At 36.1% G+C, this 21483-nt stretch carries 17 protein-coding genes; 7 read left to right on the top strand and 10 right to left on the bottom strand.

The window, feature by feature from the left end:
- The first annotated feature begins 89 nt into the window (after positions 1-89).
- The 3 genes from ABZP37_RS05530 to ABZP37_RS05540 all read left to right on the top strand — a co-directional run bounded on the left by ABZP37_RS05530 (position 90) and on the right by ABZP37_RS05540 (position 2012).
- Positions 90-1217 carry an Mrp/NBP35 family ATP-binding protein gene (locus ABZP37_RS05530; RefSeq protein ID WP_366186317.1) on the top strand — a complete coding sequence of 376 codons (1128 nt, stop codon included), beginning with the start codon at positions 90-92 and terminating at the stop codon, positions 1215-1217.
- Positions 1218-1261: 44 nt separating this feature from the next.
- Positions 1262-1501: a NifU family protein gene (locus tag ABZP37_RS05535; RefSeq protein WP_366186318.1), complete on the top strand. Its 240-nt coding sequence runs from the start codon at positions 1262-1264 to the stop codon at positions 1499-1501.
- A 193-nt stretch (positions 1502-1694) separates the two neighbouring features.
- Positions 1695-2012 (top strand): ferredoxin, encoded by a 318-nt coding sequence (locus tag ABZP37_RS05540; RefSeq protein WP_366186319.1) that lies wholly within the window; start codon positions 1695-1697, stop codon positions 2010-2012.
- 214 nt (positions 2013-2226) lie between these two features.
- Here ABZP37_RS05540 and ABZP37_RS05545 read toward each other — a convergent pair whose 3' ends face one another.
- The 8 genes from ABZP37_RS05545 to ABZP37_RS05580 all read right to left on the bottom strand — a co-directional run bounded on the left by ABZP37_RS05545 (position 2227) and on the right by ABZP37_RS05580 (position 13478).
- The gene (locus tag ABZP37_RS05545; RefSeq protein WP_366186321.1) at positions 2227-3000 is read right to left on the bottom strand and encodes a dienelactone hydrolase family protein; all 774 of its coding nucleotides are present in this window, start codon (positions 2998-3000) and stop codon (positions 2227-2229) included.
- 124 nt (positions 3001-3124) lie between these two features.
- Entirely contained in the window at positions 3125-3853 is a 729-nt protein-coding gene (locus ABZP37_RS05550) for an SGNH/GDSL hydrolase family protein (RefSeq protein WP_366186323.1), read from the bottom strand.
- Between the two features lie 58 nt (positions 3854-3911).
- Positions 3912-4694, bottom strand: a complete 783-nt coding sequence (locus ABZP37_RS05555; protein ID WP_366186324.1) for a DUF3050 domain-containing protein — start codon at positions 4692-4694, stop codon at positions 3912-3914.
- A 210-nt stretch (positions 4695-4904) separates the two neighbouring features.
- Positions 4905-6083 carry an acyl-CoA dehydrogenase family protein gene (locus ABZP37_RS05560; protein ID WP_366186326.1) on the bottom strand — a complete coding sequence of 393 codons (1179 nt, stop codon included), beginning with the start codon at positions 6081-6083 and terminating at the stop codon, positions 4905-4907.
- Between the two features lie 160 nt (positions 6084-6243).
- Entirely contained in the window at positions 6244-6414 is a 171-nt protein-coding gene (locus tag ABZP37_RS05565; RefSeq protein ID WP_366186328.1) for a hypothetical protein, read from the bottom strand.
- Between the two features lie 80 nt (positions 6415-6494).
- Positions 6495-7202, bottom strand: coding sequence for a hypothetical protein (locus ABZP37_RS05570; RefSeq protein WP_366186330.1), 708 nt, complete (start codon positions 7200-7202; stop codon positions 6495-6497).
- Positions 7203-7352: 150 nt separating this feature from the next.
- Positions 7353-11888: a DNA polymerase III subunit alpha gene (gene dnaE / locus ABZP37_RS05575; protein ID WP_366186332.1), complete on the bottom strand. Its 4536-nt coding sequence runs from the start codon at positions 11886-11888 to the stop codon at positions 7353-7355.
- A gap of 513 nt (positions 11889-12401) precedes the next feature.
- Positions 12402-13478 (bottom strand): AraC family transcriptional regulator, encoded by a 1077-nt coding sequence (locus ABZP37_RS05580; protein ID WP_366186334.1) that lies wholly within the window; start codon positions 13476-13478, stop codon positions 12402-12404.
- A 912-nt stretch (positions 13479-14390) separates the two neighbouring features.
- Here ABZP37_RS05580 and leuC point away from each other — a divergent pair.
- From leuC to leuB, 4 genes are all read left to right on the top strand, one after another.
- A complete protein-coding gene (gene leuC / locus ABZP37_RS05585) occupies positions 14391-15785 on the top strand; it encodes a 3-isopropylmalate dehydratase large subunit (protein ID WP_366186335.1) in 1395 nt (464 codons plus the stop codon).
- 183 nt (positions 15786-15968) lie between these two features.
- Positions 15969-16565: a 3-isopropylmalate dehydratase small subunit gene (gene leuD, locus ABZP37_RS05590; RefSeq protein ID WP_366186337.1), complete on the top strand. Its 597-nt coding sequence runs from the start codon at positions 15969-15971 to the stop codon at positions 16563-16565.
- 133 nt (positions 16566-16698) lie between these two features.
- Positions 16699-18222: an alpha-isopropylmalate synthase regulatory domain-containing protein gene (locus tag ABZP37_RS05595; RefSeq protein WP_366186338.1), complete on the top strand. Its 1524-nt coding sequence runs from the start codon at positions 16699-16701 to the stop codon at positions 18220-18222.
- 164 nt (positions 18223-18386) lie between these two features.
- Positions 18387-19442, top strand: coding sequence for a 3-isopropylmalate dehydrogenase (gene leuB, locus ABZP37_RS05600; protein ID WP_366186340.1), 1056 nt, complete (start codon positions 18387-18389; stop codon positions 19440-19442).
- Between the two features lie 137 nt (positions 19443-19579).
- Here leuB and ABZP37_RS05605 read toward each other — a convergent pair whose 3' ends face one another.
- The gene (locus ABZP37_RS05605; protein ID WP_366186342.1) at positions 19580-20248 is read right to left on the bottom strand and encodes a LytTR family DNA-binding domain-containing protein; all 669 of its coding nucleotides are present in this window, start codon (positions 20246-20248) and stop codon (positions 19580-19582) included.
- Positions 20241-21311: a sensor histidine kinase gene (locus ABZP37_RS05610; RefSeq protein ID WP_366186344.1), complete on the bottom strand. Its 1071-nt coding sequence runs from the start codon at positions 21309-21311 to the stop codon at positions 20241-20243. Before ABZP37_RS05610 ends, ABZP37_RS05605 begins: the two co-directional genes overlap by 8 nt.
- Positions 21312-21483 lie beyond the last annotated feature (172 nt).

A 21483-nucleotide genomic window follows, 5' to 3' on the forward strand; every position in this document is an offset into this window, starting at 1 on the left:
TCTTTGCTCCCGAAACATCGGGACTTAAATCAGTTTAAATAAACATAGTGTTTTTTGAACCGAAAGCAAAAATAGAAATAGAGTAAGTGATGAAATTAGATAGAAAAGAAATTCTAAAAGCTTTAGAAACCATAACTATAGCTGGCGAAGGAAAAAACATGGTAGAAAGTGGTGCTATTGCAAATGTCCTAACTTTTGGAGATGAAGTAGTAGTGGAGTTAGTTTTAAACACACCAGCCATGCACATTAAGAAACGTGCAGAAGATGACATTAAGAAAACCATCTTAGAAAAAGTTTCGGCTGATGCCAAAATCAAAATTAATAGTAAAGTACAAGTTGCTGAGAAGGCTGAGGTAAAAGGAAAATCAATTCCTGGAATCAAAAATATTATCGCTGTTGCCTCTGGAAAAGGAGGAGTTGGTAAATCAACTGTGACGGCAAATTTAGCCGTTACCTTAGCGAAAATGGGATTCTCAGTAGGGATTTTAGATGCTGATATCTACGGGCCATCAATGCCTATAATGTTTGATGTTGAAAATGAAAAACCAATTTCGGTTCTAGTAGACGGAAAATCGAAAATGAAACCAGTAGAAAGTTATGAAGTAAAGATACTATCTATCGGTTTTTTCACAGCACCTAGCCAAGCAGTAATCTGGAGAGGACCAATGGCTTCAAAAGCATTAAACCAAATGATTTTTGACGCAGACTGGGGAGAATTAGACTTTATGTTAATCGATTTACCTCCGGGAACAGGAGATATTCACCTTTCAATCATGCAATCATTACCCGTAACAGGTGCGGTTGTCGTGAGTACGCCACAAGCAGTAGCTTTGGCCGATGCAAAAAAAGGGGTTTCTATGTTTATGTCAGAGGCAATCAATGTTCCAGTACTCGGAATTATAGAAAACATGGCGTATTTCACACCAGAAGAATTGCCTAATAATAAATATTACATCTTTGGTCAAGAAGGAGCAAAAAATTTAGCGCAAGATTTAGAGGTACCTTTCTTAGGAGAAGTGCCAATCGTACAATCTATTCGTGAAGCTGGTGATTACGGTCGCCCAGCAGCAATGCAAACTGGTTCGATAATAGAAACTGTTTTTGAAGATATTACCCGAAAAGTAGTTGAAGAAACCATCAAAAGAAATGAAAATTTACCTGCTTCCGAAGCCATTAAAATCACTACTATGGCAGGTTGTTCAGCAGTAAAAAAATAAGCTAAAATTGAGTTGATACGATTCAGTTTTTAAAATAAAAAATTATGACAACAGAAGAATTAACCAGTAATGTGTTGCTTGCACTAGAAGAAATTCGTCCTTTTTTGAACTCAGATGGTGGAGATATTTCACTTGTTTCTATCGAGGATGACAAGCACGTAAAAGTTCGGCTAGAAGGCGCATGCACTAGCTGTAGCGTGAACCAAATGACCTTGAAGGCAGGTGTCGAAACCACCATTAAGAAATTTGCACCACAAATCGAAACCGTTGTCAATATAGCATAATCATAATGAGGGCTGAGAAATTTTCGATTTAAGACTAACGATTTCTGATTTTTGATCTTGTTTTAGCGAATCTAAGTGGGTCGATTATAGTGGTCTGCCAAATCGTTAATCAAAAATCTGAAATAAATCAAAAAATCGTTTTATTAGTAAGAATTAGCTTCTATCCCTCGCACAAAACCCAATCCCCTAAAAAATGGATGTATTAATTAAAATTAAAGACAGAGAAGGAATTGTTCATGAATTACAAGCTCCTACTGATATGGCCATGAACATCATGGAATTGTGTAAAGCTTATGAATTACCTGTAGAAGGAACTTGTGGCGGAATGGCCATGTGTGCTTCATGTCAATGTTATGTAACTAATGATGTTACTTTACCAGAAATGGGAGAGGATGAAGAAGCAATGCTTTCTGAAGCTTTTTACGTAAAATCAAATAGCCGTTTGGGGTGTCAAATTCCAATCACACTAGAATTAGAAGGATTAGAATTAGAACTGGCTCCTGAGAGTTAGTCGTTTCTTATATGATATTTGAAAGCCTCCACTTGCACAAAGTGGAGGCTTTTTTGTTACTACTTTTGAAGATTTATTTCCGTCAGTTGGAGTGATATGCCAGAGCGAATTGTATCGAAAATTAGAGAATTTATCTTAATTGAAACAGTTGCTGTTTTATTTCATAGGCACAGATTTAAATCTTAGCTAAACTGTGTAATGAGTGGTCAATAATCTATTGCAAAATCTCTTGAAAGAAACTTAGCATCGCTTTCCAAGAGCGCTCAGAAGCCTTTTTGTTGTAAGCAACTCCTTTGCTATTATCGCTTCCAGCATCTTTATGTGTGTAAGCATGTACGGCATTCGAATAATAATTCATTTGCCAATCTGCTTTAGCAGTGCGCATTTCGTTTTGAAAATCTTTAATCTCTTGTTCTGATTCGTATGGATCGTCGGCGCCATGTAGTACCAAAACTTTGGCAGTAATTGGTTCAATAGTTCGACTAGCATCTCTGCTTAAACCACCGTGAAAAGATACTACTCCTTTAATTTTCATGTTTATACGAGCTGCTTCAATAGCGCCGGTACCTCCAAAACAATACCCAATCACAATGATTTTCTCTGGATTTGCTCCATTTTCTATCAATTGGTCTAATGCCAATTGTATTCTTCTATGATAATTTCGAATATTTTTCTTGTACGATCCAGCAATTTTCCCTGCTTCTTGAGGACTGTTTGGTTTATTTCCTGCGCCATAAATATCTGCTACAAATGTATGATAGCCAAGCGCATTCAAAGCTGTTGCAGACTCTATAGAGTGATCGTCAATTCCCATCCATGCAGGCAAAATTAAAACTCCTGCATTATTGGTGATTTTTCCTTTGGCTTTGCCAAAAAAACCGGCTAACTTTTGAGAGTCATCGTTGTAAATAACAGACTTTAACTGAGAAAATGACAATTGAGGCATGGTGATTAATGCGAATAATATCAATATTATTTTATTTTTCATAGACTGAGTTTTTATATTTTAAAGATACAATTTTGGAAATGGAACAAAAGTTAAATTTTGCTGGATTTTATAAAAGCATTTTTAATTTTTATAATTCTTTATTGTAAAGGTGATTTTGAAACGATTACTCAACTTTAAAAGCCATAATTGCATGAGGGAATAGTCGTTCTACAAATAATTTATAAGCAGTAACTGAGGGATGTAAGCCGTCATTTGCAACTAATGATGGATCTTCCAGCCCATTTCTAGTAATGTCCGTGATGTTGACAAAGGTAATGGCATTGTCTTCACAGTATTTTTTAGCAAAGGTGTTGTAGCGATCAATTTCTATGGATGTATTTTCAGGGTTCCTGTAATTTTGACCAAAAGGAGTATAAGCATAATCAGGAATAGAAAGTACGATTACTCTTTTTTTGTTTCCTTTAGCTAATGAAATGCTTTTAGCTATTAATTCAGGAAATTCTTTTTCGTAAATACTAAAATCAATACCTTGAAATTGATTGTTAACACCGATGAGCAGACTAACTAAATCGTAATCTGTGCTGGGGCTTTGGTCTTTAATTGCATTTATTAAGTTGCTGGTTGTCCAGCCTGTTCTAGCAATAACATCAAGGCTGTAATTTTGGTTTTGAGGATGGTTTGCTAGTTGATATTTAAGTTGTTCGGGGAATTTACAAGTCGAACAAACGCTTTGACCAATAGTATAGGAATCGCCCAAGGCTAGATAATGGAGGTTTATATCGTTTTGAGGAGTAGTTGAAATGGTGCTTTTGGCAGCGGGATTTTCAACGCTACAATTGCTAAGAAAAAAAGTTGTTAATACCGTAACTATCATGATTATTATTGTTTTCATATAGGTTGAATTTAAATTGCTACCTATTCATAGTTACGGTGAAATATACTTTATGGTTTTATGCCATAGTTACTTTTTGCGAGATTTGCTCTTCAATAGCATTCCATAGGCCAATGCGTTTTTCTAAAGCTAGAATTGAAACTTCTTCTACTTCTTTCCATTTAATTGGGTCATTTTTACAAAGTTCTGTGATCATCTCCATGGCCATTGGACCATGCTCATCAGCGTCCAATTCGATATGTCTTTCAAAATAGTATACCAATTTTGACAAATCAGTTTCAGTTAAATTTTCTTGAAATCTCTTGATGATGGACGTAAACATACTCGGAATCAAATCTTCTCTACCAAAGGTAAATGCAGCGGCAATTTCATGCGGTTTTCCATGTTCGATAACCGTGAAAGTAAAATCCAAAAATGCTTTGATTCCAGGATGTAAATGACTGGTTTTAATCGCTACAAAAATATTTTTAAGCGAATTGATTTCATTTAAAAAATGTTCGATTTCGCTTGTGTTAGCACCACAATCTTGCATCGCTTCAATATACATTTCGTAATGACTTTGACGACGACCGTCAATTGTTAAATCGGTTTCTTCGGCAAGTACAATTTCGTTAATCAAATACCTGGTTTGAGGATTGGTAGTCGGAAACCAAGGTGTAGTGGTACACGTCAACTTAGATTGTAGTGCTTTCAATAAAGACATAAAATCCCAAACTGCATAGACGTGGCCTTCTAGAAAAGCATGTAAATCTTCTATGGTTTTTACTCTGTTGTAAAGTGGGTGCTGTAACAGTATATTCTTTTGATTCTGGATACTGTTATTGATATGTTGAATGTTCATTTGGGATAGTTTTAGTGTAAATATAATTAAGCTTCAAGTTTTATTTACGGTTTAGGTTAATTTTATTAATTCTTTAATAGCTGTTTAATGTGAAGCGCTATGTCTTAATATACGAAATTAATTTGGGTATGGTTTTTAAGAGTCTAATGTATAATGAATTATGGTGATACGTTAGGGTTTTGAATTGTATTAGAGGATTTAGATAAAATATCATTTAAACGCAGAAATCCCAGTAATATCCATTCCAGTAATTAATAAGTGAATGTCGTGTGTCCCTTCATAAGTAATCACTGACTCTAGGTTCATCATGTGGCGCATGATGGAGTATTCGCCAGTAATTCCCATTCCGCCTAGAATTTGTCTAGCTTCACGAGCAATTTCGATAGCCATGTCTACATTATTTCGCTTCGCCATCGAGATTTGAGCTGTAGTCGCTTTGCCTTCGTTGCGTAAAACGCCTAATCGCCAAGTTAGCAATTGGGCTTTGGTGATTTCGGTAATCATTTCGGCAAGTTTTTTCTGTTGCAATTGCATTCCTGCAATCGGTTTGTCAAACTGGATGCGCTCTTTGGCGTAGCGTAAAGCGGTGTCGTAACAATCCATTGCTGCTCCAATCGCCCCCCAAGCAATCCCGTAACGGGCAGAATCCAAACAACCCAAAGGTGCGCCAAGTCCAGATTTGTTGGGTAAAATATTGACTTTAGGAACTTTGACATTGTCAAAGATTAACTCGCCTGTAGCCGAAGCACGTAAGGACCATTTGTTGTGGGTTTCGGGAGTAGTAAAGCCTTTCATGCCTCTCTCTACAATAAGTCCATGTATGCGGCCCGATTCATCTTTTGCCCAAACGATGGCGATATCTGCAAAGGGTGCATTGGAAATCCACATTTTGGCACCGTTCAAAACTACATAATCCCCTTTGTCTTTAAAGTTGGTAATCATACTCCCTGGATCCGAACCGTAATTGGGTTCCGTCAAGCCAAAGCAGCCCATGAATTCACCTGTAGCGAGTTTAGGTAAGTACTTTTTTCGTTGTTCTTCATTTCCATATTTCCAAATAGGGTACATCACCAATGATGATTGTACCGAAGCGGTAGAGCGAATCCCAGAATCCCCTCGCTCTAGTTCCTGCATGATTAAGCCATAGGAAATCTGGTCCAATCCTGCGCCACCATATTCGGTTGGTATATAAGGACCAAAACCGCCAACTTCACCCAAACCAGGAATGAGTTCTTTGGGGAATTCGGCTCGTTGAGCGTAATCTTCGATGATGGGTGAAACCGCTTTCTTAACCCAAGCTCTTGCCGATTCTCTAACTAATTTGTGCTCTTCGGTCAATAAATCATCTAATAAATAATAATCTGGGGCTTGAAATAAGTCTGGTTTCATGGCGCAGTAGTTTTGATTGGGTTTCAAAACTAAATTTAAGGAAAATATATGGGATATGTGTGGGGTTTGTAATGTTTTAAAGTCTTTGTTAAAAAAAAGCTAACCACAAATTCCGCTAATTTCCACAAATTACTTATTGCGTAAATTTACATTTGGAGTATCATTTTTTTAAGATTCGATTTAAAACTTGCTCAGAAGTAAAAGTCTTAGCTGTTCCACTTTTAACGTCTTCAATTCGTTTTAGGATAGTTTTTTTATATTCAGTCACAGTTAATGGTTCATCGTTTTTGTTCTGTACAATCATAATTTGTTCATTTGTTATAGAGGTCATCTATTACTTGTTTTGTTGTTTTCAAAATAAACAATATTTATTAGTGTCGTGATTCTTTATGTGTTATTCGAAGTATAGATTTAGGCATGCTCATTATTTAATAAACTTAAAATTAATTTATTAAAAAATTGTTTTAAATTTAAAATCATTTGTTGGTTAAAGTCATGATTTTGAATGTCTAATTTGAAAAAGGAATTATAATCATATAATAGTTCAAATTCTTTTTTTTCTAAATATTCTGCAGAATTTCTGAATCCTAAAAGATTTTTATTCAAATTTATGAAATTATATATTCTATCCCAATCTCTATGTTTTTGGTTAATTTCTCCATCTCCATGAACAATTCTATTTCTGATTTTTCGCATTGTGTCAAGGTAATTCCATTCAGGTTCAATTTCATTTAAATTTAGATTTACTGCTTTTTTTAAGTAAAATTTTGCTTTTTCTATCTCACTGTTCCCTTTTAAATTTTCAATTGAAAATTCTTTTTGATTAATTTTAGAATGCGTAGTGCAGATTATTTTAAGTTCGTATTCAAGAACTGAAAACATTTGTATGAAAAATGATGTTCTGAAACTTTGAGGATAGAAGGTAGCTTCTTGATGAAAGGTCTTGCTGAAGTTCAAAAGATCTTTATCGTTTAATAATTTTAGATCTGTATTATTATCAATGCTTCTATGATATTTAATGAAGTTTTTTAAAAGAAAATCCTCCATCAGTAAATTGTAATTTTCAAATTCAATTAAAAAATCTTTGTCTAAATATTTTTGATAAAGTAGTTCATTCATTTGTTTTGTAATAATTTATATTCCCAATTTCCTTTCATAGCCCTGATCGAAACGGCATCCTCTTGTATTGCGGTAGCAAATACAAGAGATACAGTGGAGAGCAGGGACAGACTTTCCTGAAAAAGCCAAATCTTTCTGCTCCTAAACCTTTTAATTCAACTTAAAGTTGATTTGCATTTTTTCGAGTTCGATCAATAGCTCATTGGTGATATTGATTTTCAGTCTGCGGCTTGGCATGCTTAGTCGGGTTATAACCTTAACCTCTTCCACTTCGGTCATTTCAGGTGTTTTGATGGTTCCTGTTTCGCTTTCAGCGTCATCGCTTACGTCTTCTACAAAATCATCTTCGGTTTCGATAGTAATTGGTTCCACTTCGACCATTTTCTTGATGCGGTCCAGTTCCATGATGTCAAAAGTGACTTGATGGTCGCCTTTGTGTTCTTGGAAAATACGGCTCAAATGGTGAATGAAATCCGTCTGTAAATCGGTAATGTTTAGAATAATGATCAGTCTTTTGGCAAACGCAGCCAGTACATCTTGCAGTTGTCTTACCTCTGTAAATGCGATTCGGGGGTCGCTTTTCTTGCCCGTATCTTGGTTTACCCAACCGTCTTTGACCATCAATTTGATGTAAACGAAGTTGTTTTGCAAGAAGAAATGACGGAATTTAAGGTATTCTTCACCAAAAATCTTGAACTCATAACTTTCGTCATAGCCTTCGAGGTTAAAGATTCCCCAACCTTTTCCGTTTTTGGCGACTTTGTGTTGCACGTTATTTACGATTCCGGCGATTGCGAGCGGTTTGCTTACGTGCAGGTGCAGGTTTTTAAGCGCTTCGAGTCTGACATTACAGAAGTTTTTCATTTCGAACTTGAAATCGTCCAATGGATGTCCAGAGATGTATATCCCGACAACTTCTTTCTCTTTGGCGAGTTTTTCCATGGTGCTCCAATCCTCGCAAGGCGGCACAACAGGCTCGGCAATTTGGACTTCAGAGGCTTCACCAAACAAACTTACTTGCGAGGAATTTTCATTTTCTTGAAACTTAGCACCATAACGAATGGCTTTTTCGTAGAAGGTAATTCCGTCGCCATCATCGTGGAAATATTGTGCACGGTGAGTGTCTCCAAAACAGTCCATACCTCCAGCGAGTACTAGGTTTTCAAATGCTTTTTTGTTGGCGGCACGCAAATCAATACGTTTTGCTAAGTCAAAAATCGATTTGTATCGACCGTCTTTTCTATGTTCTACGATTGTGTTTACAGCGCCAGAACCCACTCCTTTGACGGCTCCCATTCCAAAACGAACAGCATATTCATCATTTACGGTAAATTTATAGAAAGATTCATTGACATCTGGACCCAAAACTTGCAATCCCATGCGTTTGCATTCTTCCATGAAGAACGAAACTTGTTTGATGTCGTTCATGTTATTGGACAATACCGCCGCCATATATTCGGCAGGGTAGTGTGCTTTTAGGTAAGCAGTTTGGTAGGCAATCCATGCGTAGCAAGTAGAGTGCGATTTGTTAAAGGCATAACTCGCAAAGGCTTCCCAGTCTTTCCAGATTTTCTCCAAGACTACAGGGTCATGTCCTTTTTCTGCCGCTTGTTTGACAAATTGAGGTTTCATTTTATCTAGTACTTCCTTCTGTTTCTTACCCATTGCTTTACGCAAAACGTCGGCTTCCCCTTTGGTAAATCCAGCCAAAGATTGAGACAAAAGCATCACCTGCTCTTGGTACACGGTAATTCCGTAGGTTTCGCCAAGGTATTCTTCGCAGGCATCTAGATCGTATTTGATTTCTTCTTCGCCATTTTTTCTTCGAACAAAAGAAGGAATATATTCTAATGGACCTGGACGATACAAGGCATTCATGGCAATTAAATCCCCAAAAACGGTGGGTTTCAATTCCTTCATGTATTTCTGCATTCCGGGTGACTCGTATTGGAAAATCCCAACGGTTTCTCCACGCTGAAACAGCTCGTAGGTCTTGACATCATCAATAGGGAAGGTGTCAGGATCGAGCGTAATATCGTTTCTATATTTTACCAGTTTAACGGTGTCTTTTATCAAAGTAAGGGTCTTCAGACCCAAGAAGTCCATCTTCAACAATCCGGCACTTTCGGCTACAGAGTTGTCAAATTGGGTTACATATAAATCGGAATCCTTGGCGGTGGTAACCGGAACGTAATTGGTAATATCTGATGGTGTGATAATCACCCCACAGGCGTGAATTCCCGTGTTACGCATCGAACCTTCTAGAATTTTTGCTTGCTGAATCGTTTCGGCAGCCAAATCATCACCGTTGGCAATGGCTATTAATTCCTTGACCAAGTCAAATTCGTCAGGACCTTTTAGTGCTTTTCTAACCTCGTCTTCTGGTTCAGAAAGGAAACGTGCTAGATTCCATTTCCCAGGCATCATTGCAGGAATCAGCTTCGCAATCCTATCGGCTTCAAATAGTGGTAAATCCAGTACACGCGCCGTATCACGAATCGCGGATTTGGTCGCCATTTTACCATAAGTGATAATTTGTGCCACCTGATTGGCTCCGTATTTATTGATTACATAATCCATAACACGACCACGACCTTCATCATCAAAATCGATATCAATATCGGGCATAGACACACGGTCGGGATTCAAGAAACGCTCAAAAAGCAAATCGTACTTAATCGGGTCAATATTCGTAATTCCTAAACAATACGCAACGGCAGAACCCGCTGCCGAACCACGTCCAGGTCCCACAGATACGTCCATCTCTCGCGCCTTGGCAATAAAATCCTGAACAATCAAGAAATAACCAGGGTATCCTGAGTTCGAAATGGTCAACAACTCAAAATCCAATCGCTCCTGAATCGATTCGGTTATTTCGCCATATCGTTTTCGAGCTCCAATCATTGTTAAGTCACGCAAATACGCATTTTCACCACGTACCCCATTATCTAAATCATCTTCGGGATTTACAAATTCTTGCGGAATATCGTATTTAGGTAACAATACATCTCGGTACAAAGAATACACTTCGACCTTGTCAATAATTTCCTGAATATTGATAATTGCATCGGGCAAGTCGGCAAAAATTTGCTTCATCTCGTCACCCGACTTATAATAGTATTCTTGATTGGGTAAGCCATAACGGTATCCGCGTCCACGCCCAATTGGGGTAGCTTGTTTTTCTCCGTCTTTTACACACAACAAAATATCGTGTGCGTTGGCATCCTCTTTATTTACGTAATAGGTGTTGTTGGAAGCGATTAATTTTACGTCATGTTTTCGAGCAAAAGCAATCAAGGTTTTGTTCACACGGTTTTCGTCCTCTTGGTTGTGACGCATGATTTCGAGGTAAAAATCAGCTCCAAACTGCTCTTTCCACCAAATCAAAGCTTCTTCGGCTTGGTTTTCTCCCAAGTTCAAAATCTTACCCGGAATTTCTCCGTACAAGTTTCCCGAGAGCACCATGATATCTTCCTTGTATTTCTCGACCAATTTTTTGTCAATACGAGGCACATAATAAAAACCATTGATATTGGCAATTGATGCCATTTTGGCCAAATTATGGTACCCATTTTTATTTTTGGCCAACAACACCACTTGGTACCCATTGTCTTTTTTGGACTTGTCCAAATGGTTTTCGCAAATGTTGAACTCCAAACCTACAATCGGTTTGATTTCGGTTTCAGTCGGTTCTTCGCCGTTTTCAATCAAGGCTGCATTTTTGGCTTTGGCTGCTTTGGTGTGGTTCATCACCGCACTCACAAAGTGAAAAGCCCCCATCATATTGGCCGTATCGGTCATGGCAACCGCAGGCATTTTGAATTTGGCGGTAGCCTTCACAATGTCTGCAATACCAATCGTTGATTGTAAAACCGAAAACTGGGTGTGGTTGTGTAAATGCGCATACGGCACATCGGTCAAAACGGCTTTGTTCTCGTTTAGTTCCTGTTTTGAAACCGTTTGAGTAGTTGTGTCCCCAAATTGCTGACGAATTTTCTCCGACGCTTGCTTAAGGTTGATGTGCTTTAACCCAATAAGCTGAATCTCTCTTGGGTTTTTATTTTGGAAATCAACAAAGTACGAACCAGGAACATCCAGTTCTTCTTTAGTGAAAATTTCTTTTCGAATTAACTCTAAAAAACAACGAGTCGTTGCCTCCACATCGGCAGTTGCGTTGTGTGCTTCGCCAAAGGGAGCGTTGAATAAATATTGGTGTAATTCGGTTAAGGTTGGTAGTTTGAATTTTCCACCACGACCACCAGGCAATTGCAATAATTTGGCAGTAACCTCGGTACACGTATCCAAAACCGGCATCGAAGCCATCGGACTTTCAACCGAAAGTCGGTGGAACTCCGCCCCCATAATATTCACATCAAAACCTAGATTCTGACCCACAATAAATTTGGCTTTCCCCAAAGCGACATTGAATTTCTCCAAAACTTCCGCCAACGGAATACCGTCATGCTGCGCCAACTCGGTCGAAATCCCGTGAATACGCTCGGCATCATACGGAATGTTAAACCCCTCTGGCTGTACCAAATAATCCTCATGCTCTACCAGTTTTCCCATCTCATCATGCAACTGCCATGCAATCTGAATACAACGCGGCCAGTTAGCAGAATCGGTTATGGGCGCGTCCCAACGCTTTGGTAATCCAGTAGTTTCCGTATCAAATATTAAATACATAGCTGTTATTGAGGTGGTTATAATTCAACGGCTTCCCGAAAAATGAATTTCAAATTTAGGGTTTTTTTAGGCTAAAGGAAAGGTAAGTTATTAACAAAAAGACGAGAAGAAGGACAGAGGTACTAATTGGGTAGAAACTTTAAAAAATATTTTGCATGTTTATTTAAACATGATTTTGGGTTGTGAGTTAATAGGTTATAAAGGAGTAAAATAGCTATAGAGAAAATATGGAAATTTTGAGAAATTATGAAGTGAAGGGTATTTGTGTTGGAGTGAGGGAATGAACTACTTTCTCTATATTATAGAAATTAAAAAAGCTGGCCCAAAATAATATTGGGCACTGTCTCTTTAACCAAAATTATTATTTTAAGCAACTATACCTTCGTTAAAACTGATTTTAATAAAGTAAATATCAGGTGTTAATACTATTTGCGAACTATTTACAATTTTAGTAAATAGTGCTTTTCCGTTTGCATATATAACTTCAACATTGGTTTTTATCAAAAACTACTATTAGTTTAATGAATAATCAGGGCGTACTTCTGAGGGGAGTTTATCAAACTTTTTCTTGAAAGTAGCACTAAATTTACTTGGACTTTCATAGCCAACTTCTTGGGCGATATGTTTGATTTGCATATCGGTATTTAGTAGTAATTGCATGGCAAACTGCATTTTTTTATCAATATTGTACCGCAATATTGATGTGCCATAAACCAATTTAAAATCTGTTTTAAGTTTTGAAGGTGATAGATTTAATTTCTTTGCAACAGCCTCAATACCTATAAAAGGTTCTGCTAAATTTGTAGAAATTAACCGTTCACAATTGGCTATTTTTTTATAATCTACTCCGTCTTTGGCTTCAAAATTTTGCTTTCGTAAATCAGCAAAAGCATTCTTAAAAAAAGTAGAGACCAAACTCAATGTCTGTGATTTTAATAAAGTTTCGCTAAGAATATTAGTGTTGTAATTTTTAAAAGTATCTTCAATTTCATGCGACAACTCTTCGGCATTTAGAACAATATCTTGGTAGGATATAAAGCCTTTGTCTGAATTCAAAAACTTTTTGAACGGAAGATCTGGCGTTAATTTATCCAAAGGAATATTTCTTTTTATCCAGTCGGGACTAAAGTGATAAATATAAAACTCACATTTAGAGCCTTTGTAAAAATAAGCACCTACCTCTGTTCCTGGTTTTTTGAACCCCCAAAATTTATTATGGAAAGGCATGTTGTCGATAAACTTATTTTGTAATTTAACCTGACTTTCGTACAAAGTGAAAGTAAGGGTATGATGTTCACTAGGGATATCTTTGTCGTAAACGGTTTTAATTAAAGTGTTTTGTTTGAATTGAAGCTTAGTTATGGTTAGCCAACAACCGTCTTCTATTTTTCGATAACGGAAAGTACCTTTTATAAATGGATTGTTTCTGTAAACAATCTGTTCCTTAGGATCATGTTTGCTTCCGGGTGTTTTTATTGTTGCCTCTATCATTAATTCTGGCGTATTCGCCAAAAAAGGGAACTCAAAAAAGCCGTCCTGATAGAACTTGAAGTTAGGCTTTATAAATTGTAACCATTTAGATAAAATCATATTTCTATGTCTATTAATTTCCTAATAGCAAAGCCGTTCTCGTTAGGATTCATCGAAGAAATGAATATTAAAAGGAGCATGTTACCAACTACAATAAATAGGAATAAATTTGTAGCAAATTAATGAAAAACTAAGAGTTTAAAAAATGCAGGTATATGAGGTTACAGATGATTTTAGGAATTGCAATACTTGTTTTTCATCGAGAAATTTATATTTGATAGCTGTTTGTATCTGTAATTTATTGCGGGTTATTTAGTTAGGTGTAAAAGTGTTTTCTTTTAGGGTAATGTAAATCAGTGAAAAAAAGGAGAAAAATATTTTTTCAGCAGTTTATTAAAGGACATGTGTAGGTAAGAAATTAAATGCAAATTAATAATTTGTAGTTAAATTTTATAATTAATAATTCAGCCATTATAGTACAGTAAATTCTTGAAATCAAAAGATAATTAGGATTTGGATGTCGTAGAATTTAGTAAAAAATCAATGTATAAATTTCGATAAAAAGATACATTTTAGAGAAAGAATTGAAGCCTATTGTATAACTTAAGACAAGTCAAATTTATAGGAAATGAAAGTGTAATAATTTATTTTTCGAGTTATTTTTTTAAAAATGTTGCGATTTTTAATGGTTTTTCAATGATTAGGTTAATATTTTGTATTTTTTCAAAAAAATAAAAGCACTAAAATTAGATAGTATTAACAGCAGTAAAAACAAGATTAAAAAAACGAAATAAAATTGTAAACTAGCCAAAATAAGTTCGATGTTGGTTCAAAATCATTTTGGGTATCGTATATAATGTATAAACCCAATTGACAACATGGTTTCTTTTTAGTAATTTTGTTCCTTTGTTATTACAATTACAGTTAGTTAACTGGTATTGTGAATAGAATTACACTTAAAAAATATTAAAAATGAGTACTACATTATTTGACAAAGTATGGGATTCGCACGTTGTGCGCAAAATTGAAGATGGACCAGATGTGTTTTTTATTGACCGTCATTTCATCCATGAAGTAACTAGTCCTGTGGCTTTCTTAGGTTTAAAATCTAGAGGTGTTTCAGTTTTATATCCAGAGCGTACTTTTGCTACTGCGGATCACAATACACCAACAATTAACCAGCATTTACCAGTTGAAGATTTTTTATCTGCAACTCAATTAAAAGCATTAGAAGACAATGCTGCTGAATATGGTATTTCACACTGGGGATTAGGTCATGCGAAAAATGGAATTGTACACGTTGTAGGTCCTGAAAACGGAATTACATTGCCTGGTGCAACTATTGTTTGTGGAGATTCACATACATCTACTCACGGTGCTTTTGGAGCGATTGCTTTTGGTATTGGTACTTCAGAGGTAGAGATGGTACTTTCTACACAATGTATCATGCAACCTAAACCAAAGAAAATGCGTATCAACGTAAACGGAACGTTGAGTAAAGGTGTGGGACCAAAAGATGTAGCCTTATATATTATTTCAAAATTATCGACTTCAGGAGGAACAGGTTATTTTGCAGAATACGCAGGAAATGTATTCGAAGAAATGTCTATGGAAGGTCGTATGACAGTTTGTAACTTAAGTATCGAAATGGGTGCTCGTGGAGGTATGATTGCTCCAGACCAAAAAACATTCGATTTCTTAGAAGGTCGTTTGCATGCTCCTAAAGGAGAAGCTTGGACTAAAGCTGTTGCTTACTGGAAAACATTAAAAACAGATGCTGACGCTAAATTTGATTCTGAATTGAATTTTGACGCTGCAGACATCGAGCCAATGATTACTTATGGTACTAATCCTGGAATGGGAATTGGTATTTCTAAACATATTCCATCTGCTAAAGATGTAGAAGGTGGAGCTGAAACTTACAAAAAGTCATTAGCATATATGGGCTTTGGCGAAGATGATGTAATGATTGGGAAACCGATTGATTATGTTTTCTTAGGAAGTTGTACAAACGGACGTATCGAAGACTTTAGAGCGTTTACAGAAATTGTAAAAGGTCGCAAAAAAGCAGATAACGTTACGGCTTGGTTGGTTCCAGGTTCTCACGTTGTTGAAGCACAAATCAAAGAAGAAGGATTGTTAGATATTCTTACTGAAGCTGGTTTCGTTTTACGTCAACCAGGTTGTTCCGCTTGTTTAGCAATGAACGATGATAAAGTACCTGCTGGAAAGTATGCAGTAAGTACCTCAAACAGAAACTTTGAAGGTCGTCAAGGTCCAGGTTCAAGAACATTGTTAGCTTCTCCAATTATGGCAGCAGCAGCAGCGGTTACTGGGAAATTGACTGATCCAAGAGAGTTGATGTAAAAGATTTAAGAATGATGATTAACGATTTTTGATTTAAGATTTAAAAATCAATCGTCATTTGTTTATGATTCTTTTACAAAACATTTAATTTTTATAAAATATAAGATTTTAGGTTTTGACATTCAATTTCCACACAGTGCAAATCTGAATTCAAAAATCGTTAATCAAAAATCAAAAATAACAATGGCATACGATAAATTTAATATCCTTACCAGTAGTGCAGTGCCACTACCTATTGAAAACGTAGATACAGACCAAATTATTCCTGCTCGTTTCTTGAAAGCTACGAAACGTGAAGGTTTTGGAGACAACCTTTTCCGTGACTGGAGATACAATGGAGATGATACTCCAAAAGCTGATTTTGTATTGAATGACGCAACTTACTCAGGGAAAATCTTGGTAGGAGGGAAAAACTTCGGTTCAGGTTCTTCTCGTGAGCACGCTGCTTGGGCAGTGTACGACTACGGATTCCGTGCAGTAGTTTCTTCTTTCTTTGCGGATATCTTCAAAGGAAACTGTTTGAATGTTGGTGTTTTGCCAGTACAAGTAAGTGCTGAATTTGCAGCTAAAATATTTGCAGCAATCGAAGCGGATCCTAAAACTGAATTAGAAATCAACTTGCAAGAGCAAACGATTACTTTGAAAGCTTCAGGTGATAAAGAATCTTTTGATATCAACGGATACAAAAAGAATAATATGTTGCATGGTTATGATGATATCGATTATCTACAAAATATCAAAGAAGATATTGTGACTTTTGCAGAGAAGCTTCCTTTCTAAATAAAAAATAATTAATAAATACGCAGTTACTAAGCTTGATTGGATCAATTGAGTTTAGTAACTGCTTTTACGATTATATACTTTCATTTATTTTAACATTGAAAAATACAATCGTATTAGCATCTAATAGATAATGGAGAAAAGAAAAATTGAAATAATGGATACAACGCTTCGTGATGGTGAACAAACCTCCGGAGTCTCTTTTTCTGCTGCAGAAAAATTAACCATTGCCCAATTATTATTAGAAGAGTTACAGGTTGATCGTATCGAAATTGCTTCGGCTCGTGTTAGTGAAGGGGAATTTGAAGGTGTAAAAGGAATTATGGCTTGGGCTGAACAGAAAGGATATACTGATAAAATTGAGGTATTGACTTTTGTTGATAAAGGTCTTTCTATCGAATGGATGAAAAAGTCAGGCGCGAAAGTTCAAAATTTGTTGACCAAAGGCTCTTTGAATCATTTGGTACACCAACTTAAAAAAACTCCTGAACAACATTTTGGCGAAATTGCCGAAAGTATTGCTCTTGCCAATGAGAACGGAATCGCAACCAATGTCTATCTTGAAGATTGGAGTAACGGAATGCATCATTCGCCAGAATATGTGTTTCAATATTTGGATTTCATCAGTACGCAACCCGTAAAAAGAATTTTACTTCCAGATACTTTAGGGGTGTTGATTCCTTCGGATACGTTCGAATTTATTTCGACCATTACTAAAAAATATCCAAATATTCATTTTGATTTCCACGCACATAACGATTACGATTTAAGTGTGTCGAATGTCATGGAAGCTATAAAAGCAGGAATTCACGGTTTGCACGTAACAGTAAACGGAATGGGAGAGCGTGCCGGAAACGCACCTCTTGCTAGTACGGTTGCGGTTATCAATGACTTTATGCCTGAGATTAGTATTGGTGTCAAAGAAACTTCTTTGTACTCGGTAAGTAAATTGGTAGAAGCGTTTACGGGATATAGAATCCCTGCTAACAAACCTATTGTTGGAGACAATGTATTTACACAAACGGCAGGTATTCACGCCGATGGTGACAATAAGAAAAACTTATATTTCAATGATTTACTTCCAGAACGTTTTGGACGTAAAAGACAATATGCTTTAGGTAAAACTTCGGGCAAAGCCAACATTGAAAAAAATCTTCAAGAATTAGGGCTAAAGCTAAATGATGTAGATTTGAAATTAGTGACGCAACGTATCATTGAGTTGGGTGATAAAAAAGAAACGGTAACCAAAGAGGATTTACCTTATATCATTTCGGATGTTTTAGGCAGTCATGCGTATGAGGAGAAAATCACTTTCGAATCGTACTTATTGTCTCATGCCAAAGGCATGCGTCCTTCAACCACTTTATGTTTGAAAATGGATGGTCAAATCATCGAAGAGCATGCTCAAGGTGACGGACAATTTGATGCTTTTATGAATGCTCTGGCAAAAATTTACAAAAGCAAAAAATTAGAATTACCTAAGTTAATTGACTATGCGGTGAGGATTCCTCCTGGAAGTAGTTCGGATGCTTTGTGTGAAACAGTTATTACCTGGATATTTGAAGGTAAAGAATATAAAACACGTGGTTTGGATTCAGACCAAACGGTAGCGGCAATTATCGCTACTCAAAAAATGCTGAATGTTGCCGCAAATTAAAAATAAGGTACTAAGTTGCTAAGCGACTAAGTTTCTAAGATTTAAAAAAGACTTAGAAACTCAGAAATTTAGGGATTTGGAACCGTAATATACTAAGCTATAAAGTTGCAAAAACTTAGAAACTTAGAAACTCAGAATCTTAGAAACTTTAAAAAATAAAATAGATGAAATATAATATCGCACTTTTAGCAGGGGACGGAATCGGACCAGAAGTAATTGATCAAGCAGTAAAAGTATCTGATGCAATTGCGAAAAAATTTGGACATGAAATCACATGGAAACCAGCTTTGACTGGTGCTGCTGCGATTGATGCAGTAGGAGTTCCTTATCCTGATGAAACGCATGAGATATGTGTAAATGCTGATGCTGTTCTTTTTGGAGCTATTGGTCACCCAAAATACGATAATGATCCATCTGCACCAGTTCGTCCAGAGCAAGGATTATTGTTAATGCGTAAAAAATTAGGTTTGTTCGCCAATGTACGTCCTACATTTACATTCCCTTCTTTGTTAGATAAATCTCCTTTAAAAAGAGAGCGTATCGAAGGTACTGACTTGGTTTTCTTGAGAGAGTTAACAGGAGGTATTTACTTTGGAGAAAAAGGAAGAAGAGACGGTGGAGAAACTGCTTTTGACAACTGTGTGTACACAAGACATGAAGTACAGCGTTTAGCTAAAAAAGGTTTTGAATTGGCAATGACTCGTTCAAAAAAATTATGTTGTGTAGACAAAGCAAACGTACTTGAAACATCTCGTTTATGGAGAGAAACTGTACAAGCTATGGAAAAAGATTATCCAGAAGTGACTGTTTCTTACGAATTTGTTGATGCTGTAGCCATGCGTTTGGTACAATGGCCAAATTCTTATGATGTATTAATTACGGAGAACTTATTTGGAGACATCTTAACAGATGAAGCTTCGGTAATCTCTGGATCTATGGGATTAATGCCGTCTGCATCTATGGGAGATAAAATAGCTTTATTTGAGCCTATTCACGGTTCTTACCCACAAGCAACTGGATTAAATATTGCTAACCCTATGGCTACTGTTTTATCGGCTGCTATGATGTTCGAAAACTTCGGATTGATGGAAGAAGGTCAAGCCATGAGAGATGCAGTAAACAAAGCACTAGAAGCAGGAATCGTTACTGAAGATCTTGCAGACGGTGGAAAAGCATACGGAACTAAAGAAGTTGGAGATTGGTTAGCTGCTAATATCTAATATTTAAAAACACTATAGTAGAAGAGCTGTCTCGTTAATTCGGGGCAGCTTTTTTGTTGAAGGCTGTTTCGCAAAGATGCACAGAAAAGACACGAAGATTAGCAAAAGAGCTTTGGGAAAATCTCTGCGTAATAACCCTACCCGAATAGCTCTTTTTTTACCAATTCATAATAACTATCACTAACTGGAATAGCAATGGTTCCTAAAAATAAATCTCTACTTTTCATACCAGTAACTTTGGTTTTGTTAATGATATAAGAACGATGAACTCTAATAAAAACTGCTGGGTCTAAGGTTTTTTCTAATGATTTTAGAGACTGCAAACTCATTACTTTTTTGCTGTCAGTATGAAAAACAGCGTATTCACTATCGCTTTCGATATGGGTGATGTCGGCGTATTTTAATTTGAATAAATCATAACCCGATTTTACGGTAATGCTATCCAGAACGGGAATTGTTTCTTTTTTAATTTTCTGAACTGCTTTCAAAAAACGATCAAACCCAATAGGTTTTAGTAAGTAATCGGTAGCGCTTAGTTCAAATCCCTCTAAAGCATAATCAGAATAAGCAGTTGTGAAAATAATATTTGCAGTTGGTGGAATCAATTTCGCAAAGTCAGTTCCCTTAATTTGTGGCATTTGAATATCTAAAAAAACAACATCAATAGTTTCTTTTTTAAGAAGATTCATGGCGTCCAAAGGATTTTCGAATGAACCAGCCAACGTCAAAAAATCTAATTTTTCGATATAGCTTTCAATTAATTTCCGAGCCAATTCTTCATCATCAATAACGATACATTTAAGCATTCGTGTTAATTTTTAGTTCAACTTTAAAAGTACTATTAATTTCTGAAATGACTAATGTATGTTTGTCTGGATATAATAAGTTTAAACGTTTTTTTACATTTTGTATGCCAATTCCTCCAACGGCATCTTGAACTTTTGGGCCTTTTTTGAAAGTGTTTTCGACACTAAAGAGAATGGCATCGTCAGAAGAATGGATGTTAATCTTGATAAACGATTCTTCAATATTTTCAATATTACTGTGTTTGAAAGCATTTTCTACAAAAGGAATAAGGAGCATAGGAGCAATTTGTACTGCATTATTTTCGATAAAAAATTGAGTTTCAATTGGATATTTTTTACTGCTTTTCAATAAAAATAATTGGATAAAATCTTTAATGTACGTTACTTCTCTTTCGATAGATACCAATGGTTTTTCACAATCGTACAAAACATATCGCAGCATGTCTGAAAGATACAGGATACTCTGCTGCGCTTTATTCGAATCAATCATAGAGAGCGAATAAATATTATTCAAAGAGTTAAATAAAAAATGAGGATTGATTTGTGACTTCAAAAACTTCAATTCATTTTCGATATTCTCGCTTTTACTCAAAATAAGATCTTCTTCTTTTTTTTGAGCAAAAGAAAACGTTTCTAAAAAAATAGCCAAAATATAGGAGACGCTTAACATTAGCAAATTGATCATGATAGGTGAAGGCAAATTGTTTTGTCGCAAACCTTCGATTTCACCTCTACCGTCGCTTGGTGGCGGTGGCGGCATTTCCATTCCTGGTGCTTGGCGTTGCATTCTTCCACCGATGTGGGGTTGCATAATACTTGTAGAAATTATAGCCGATATAAGTAAGGATCCGAGGGATATTAAGGTGAAAGAAATGTATTTTTTTTTGAATAGAAATTGTGGAGCTACTTGGTAAACAAGCACAATAATTAGCACTGCTTGTAATAAATAAGCAAGCCAATTTTCGTTAAAAAAGTGCATGATTTTTCGTTGATTAATTCCAAGAATTATCCAAACGGCAGCCCACAGAAAAAGCTGAAAAACGGTTCTATTTAATTTATTCATACTGCAAATAAATAAAATAAAAATGAATCAATTTCCAAATAAAGCGTTTTTAATCCTTGTAGAACAAAAGTCTGTAGAGTGACTAATGGCGTTTACAGATTTCTTTTGCCAGTTCGCTGAATAAAAAAAATACACTTTGATAATTTTCCAAAATTTGTAATCAATTGTAACT

Source organism: Flavobacterium ovatum, assembly GCF_040703125.1.
In the GTDB taxonomy this organism is placed as follows: domain Bacteria; phylum Bacteroidota; class Bacteroidia; order Flavobacteriales; family Flavobacteriaceae; genus Flavobacterium; species Flavobacterium ovatum.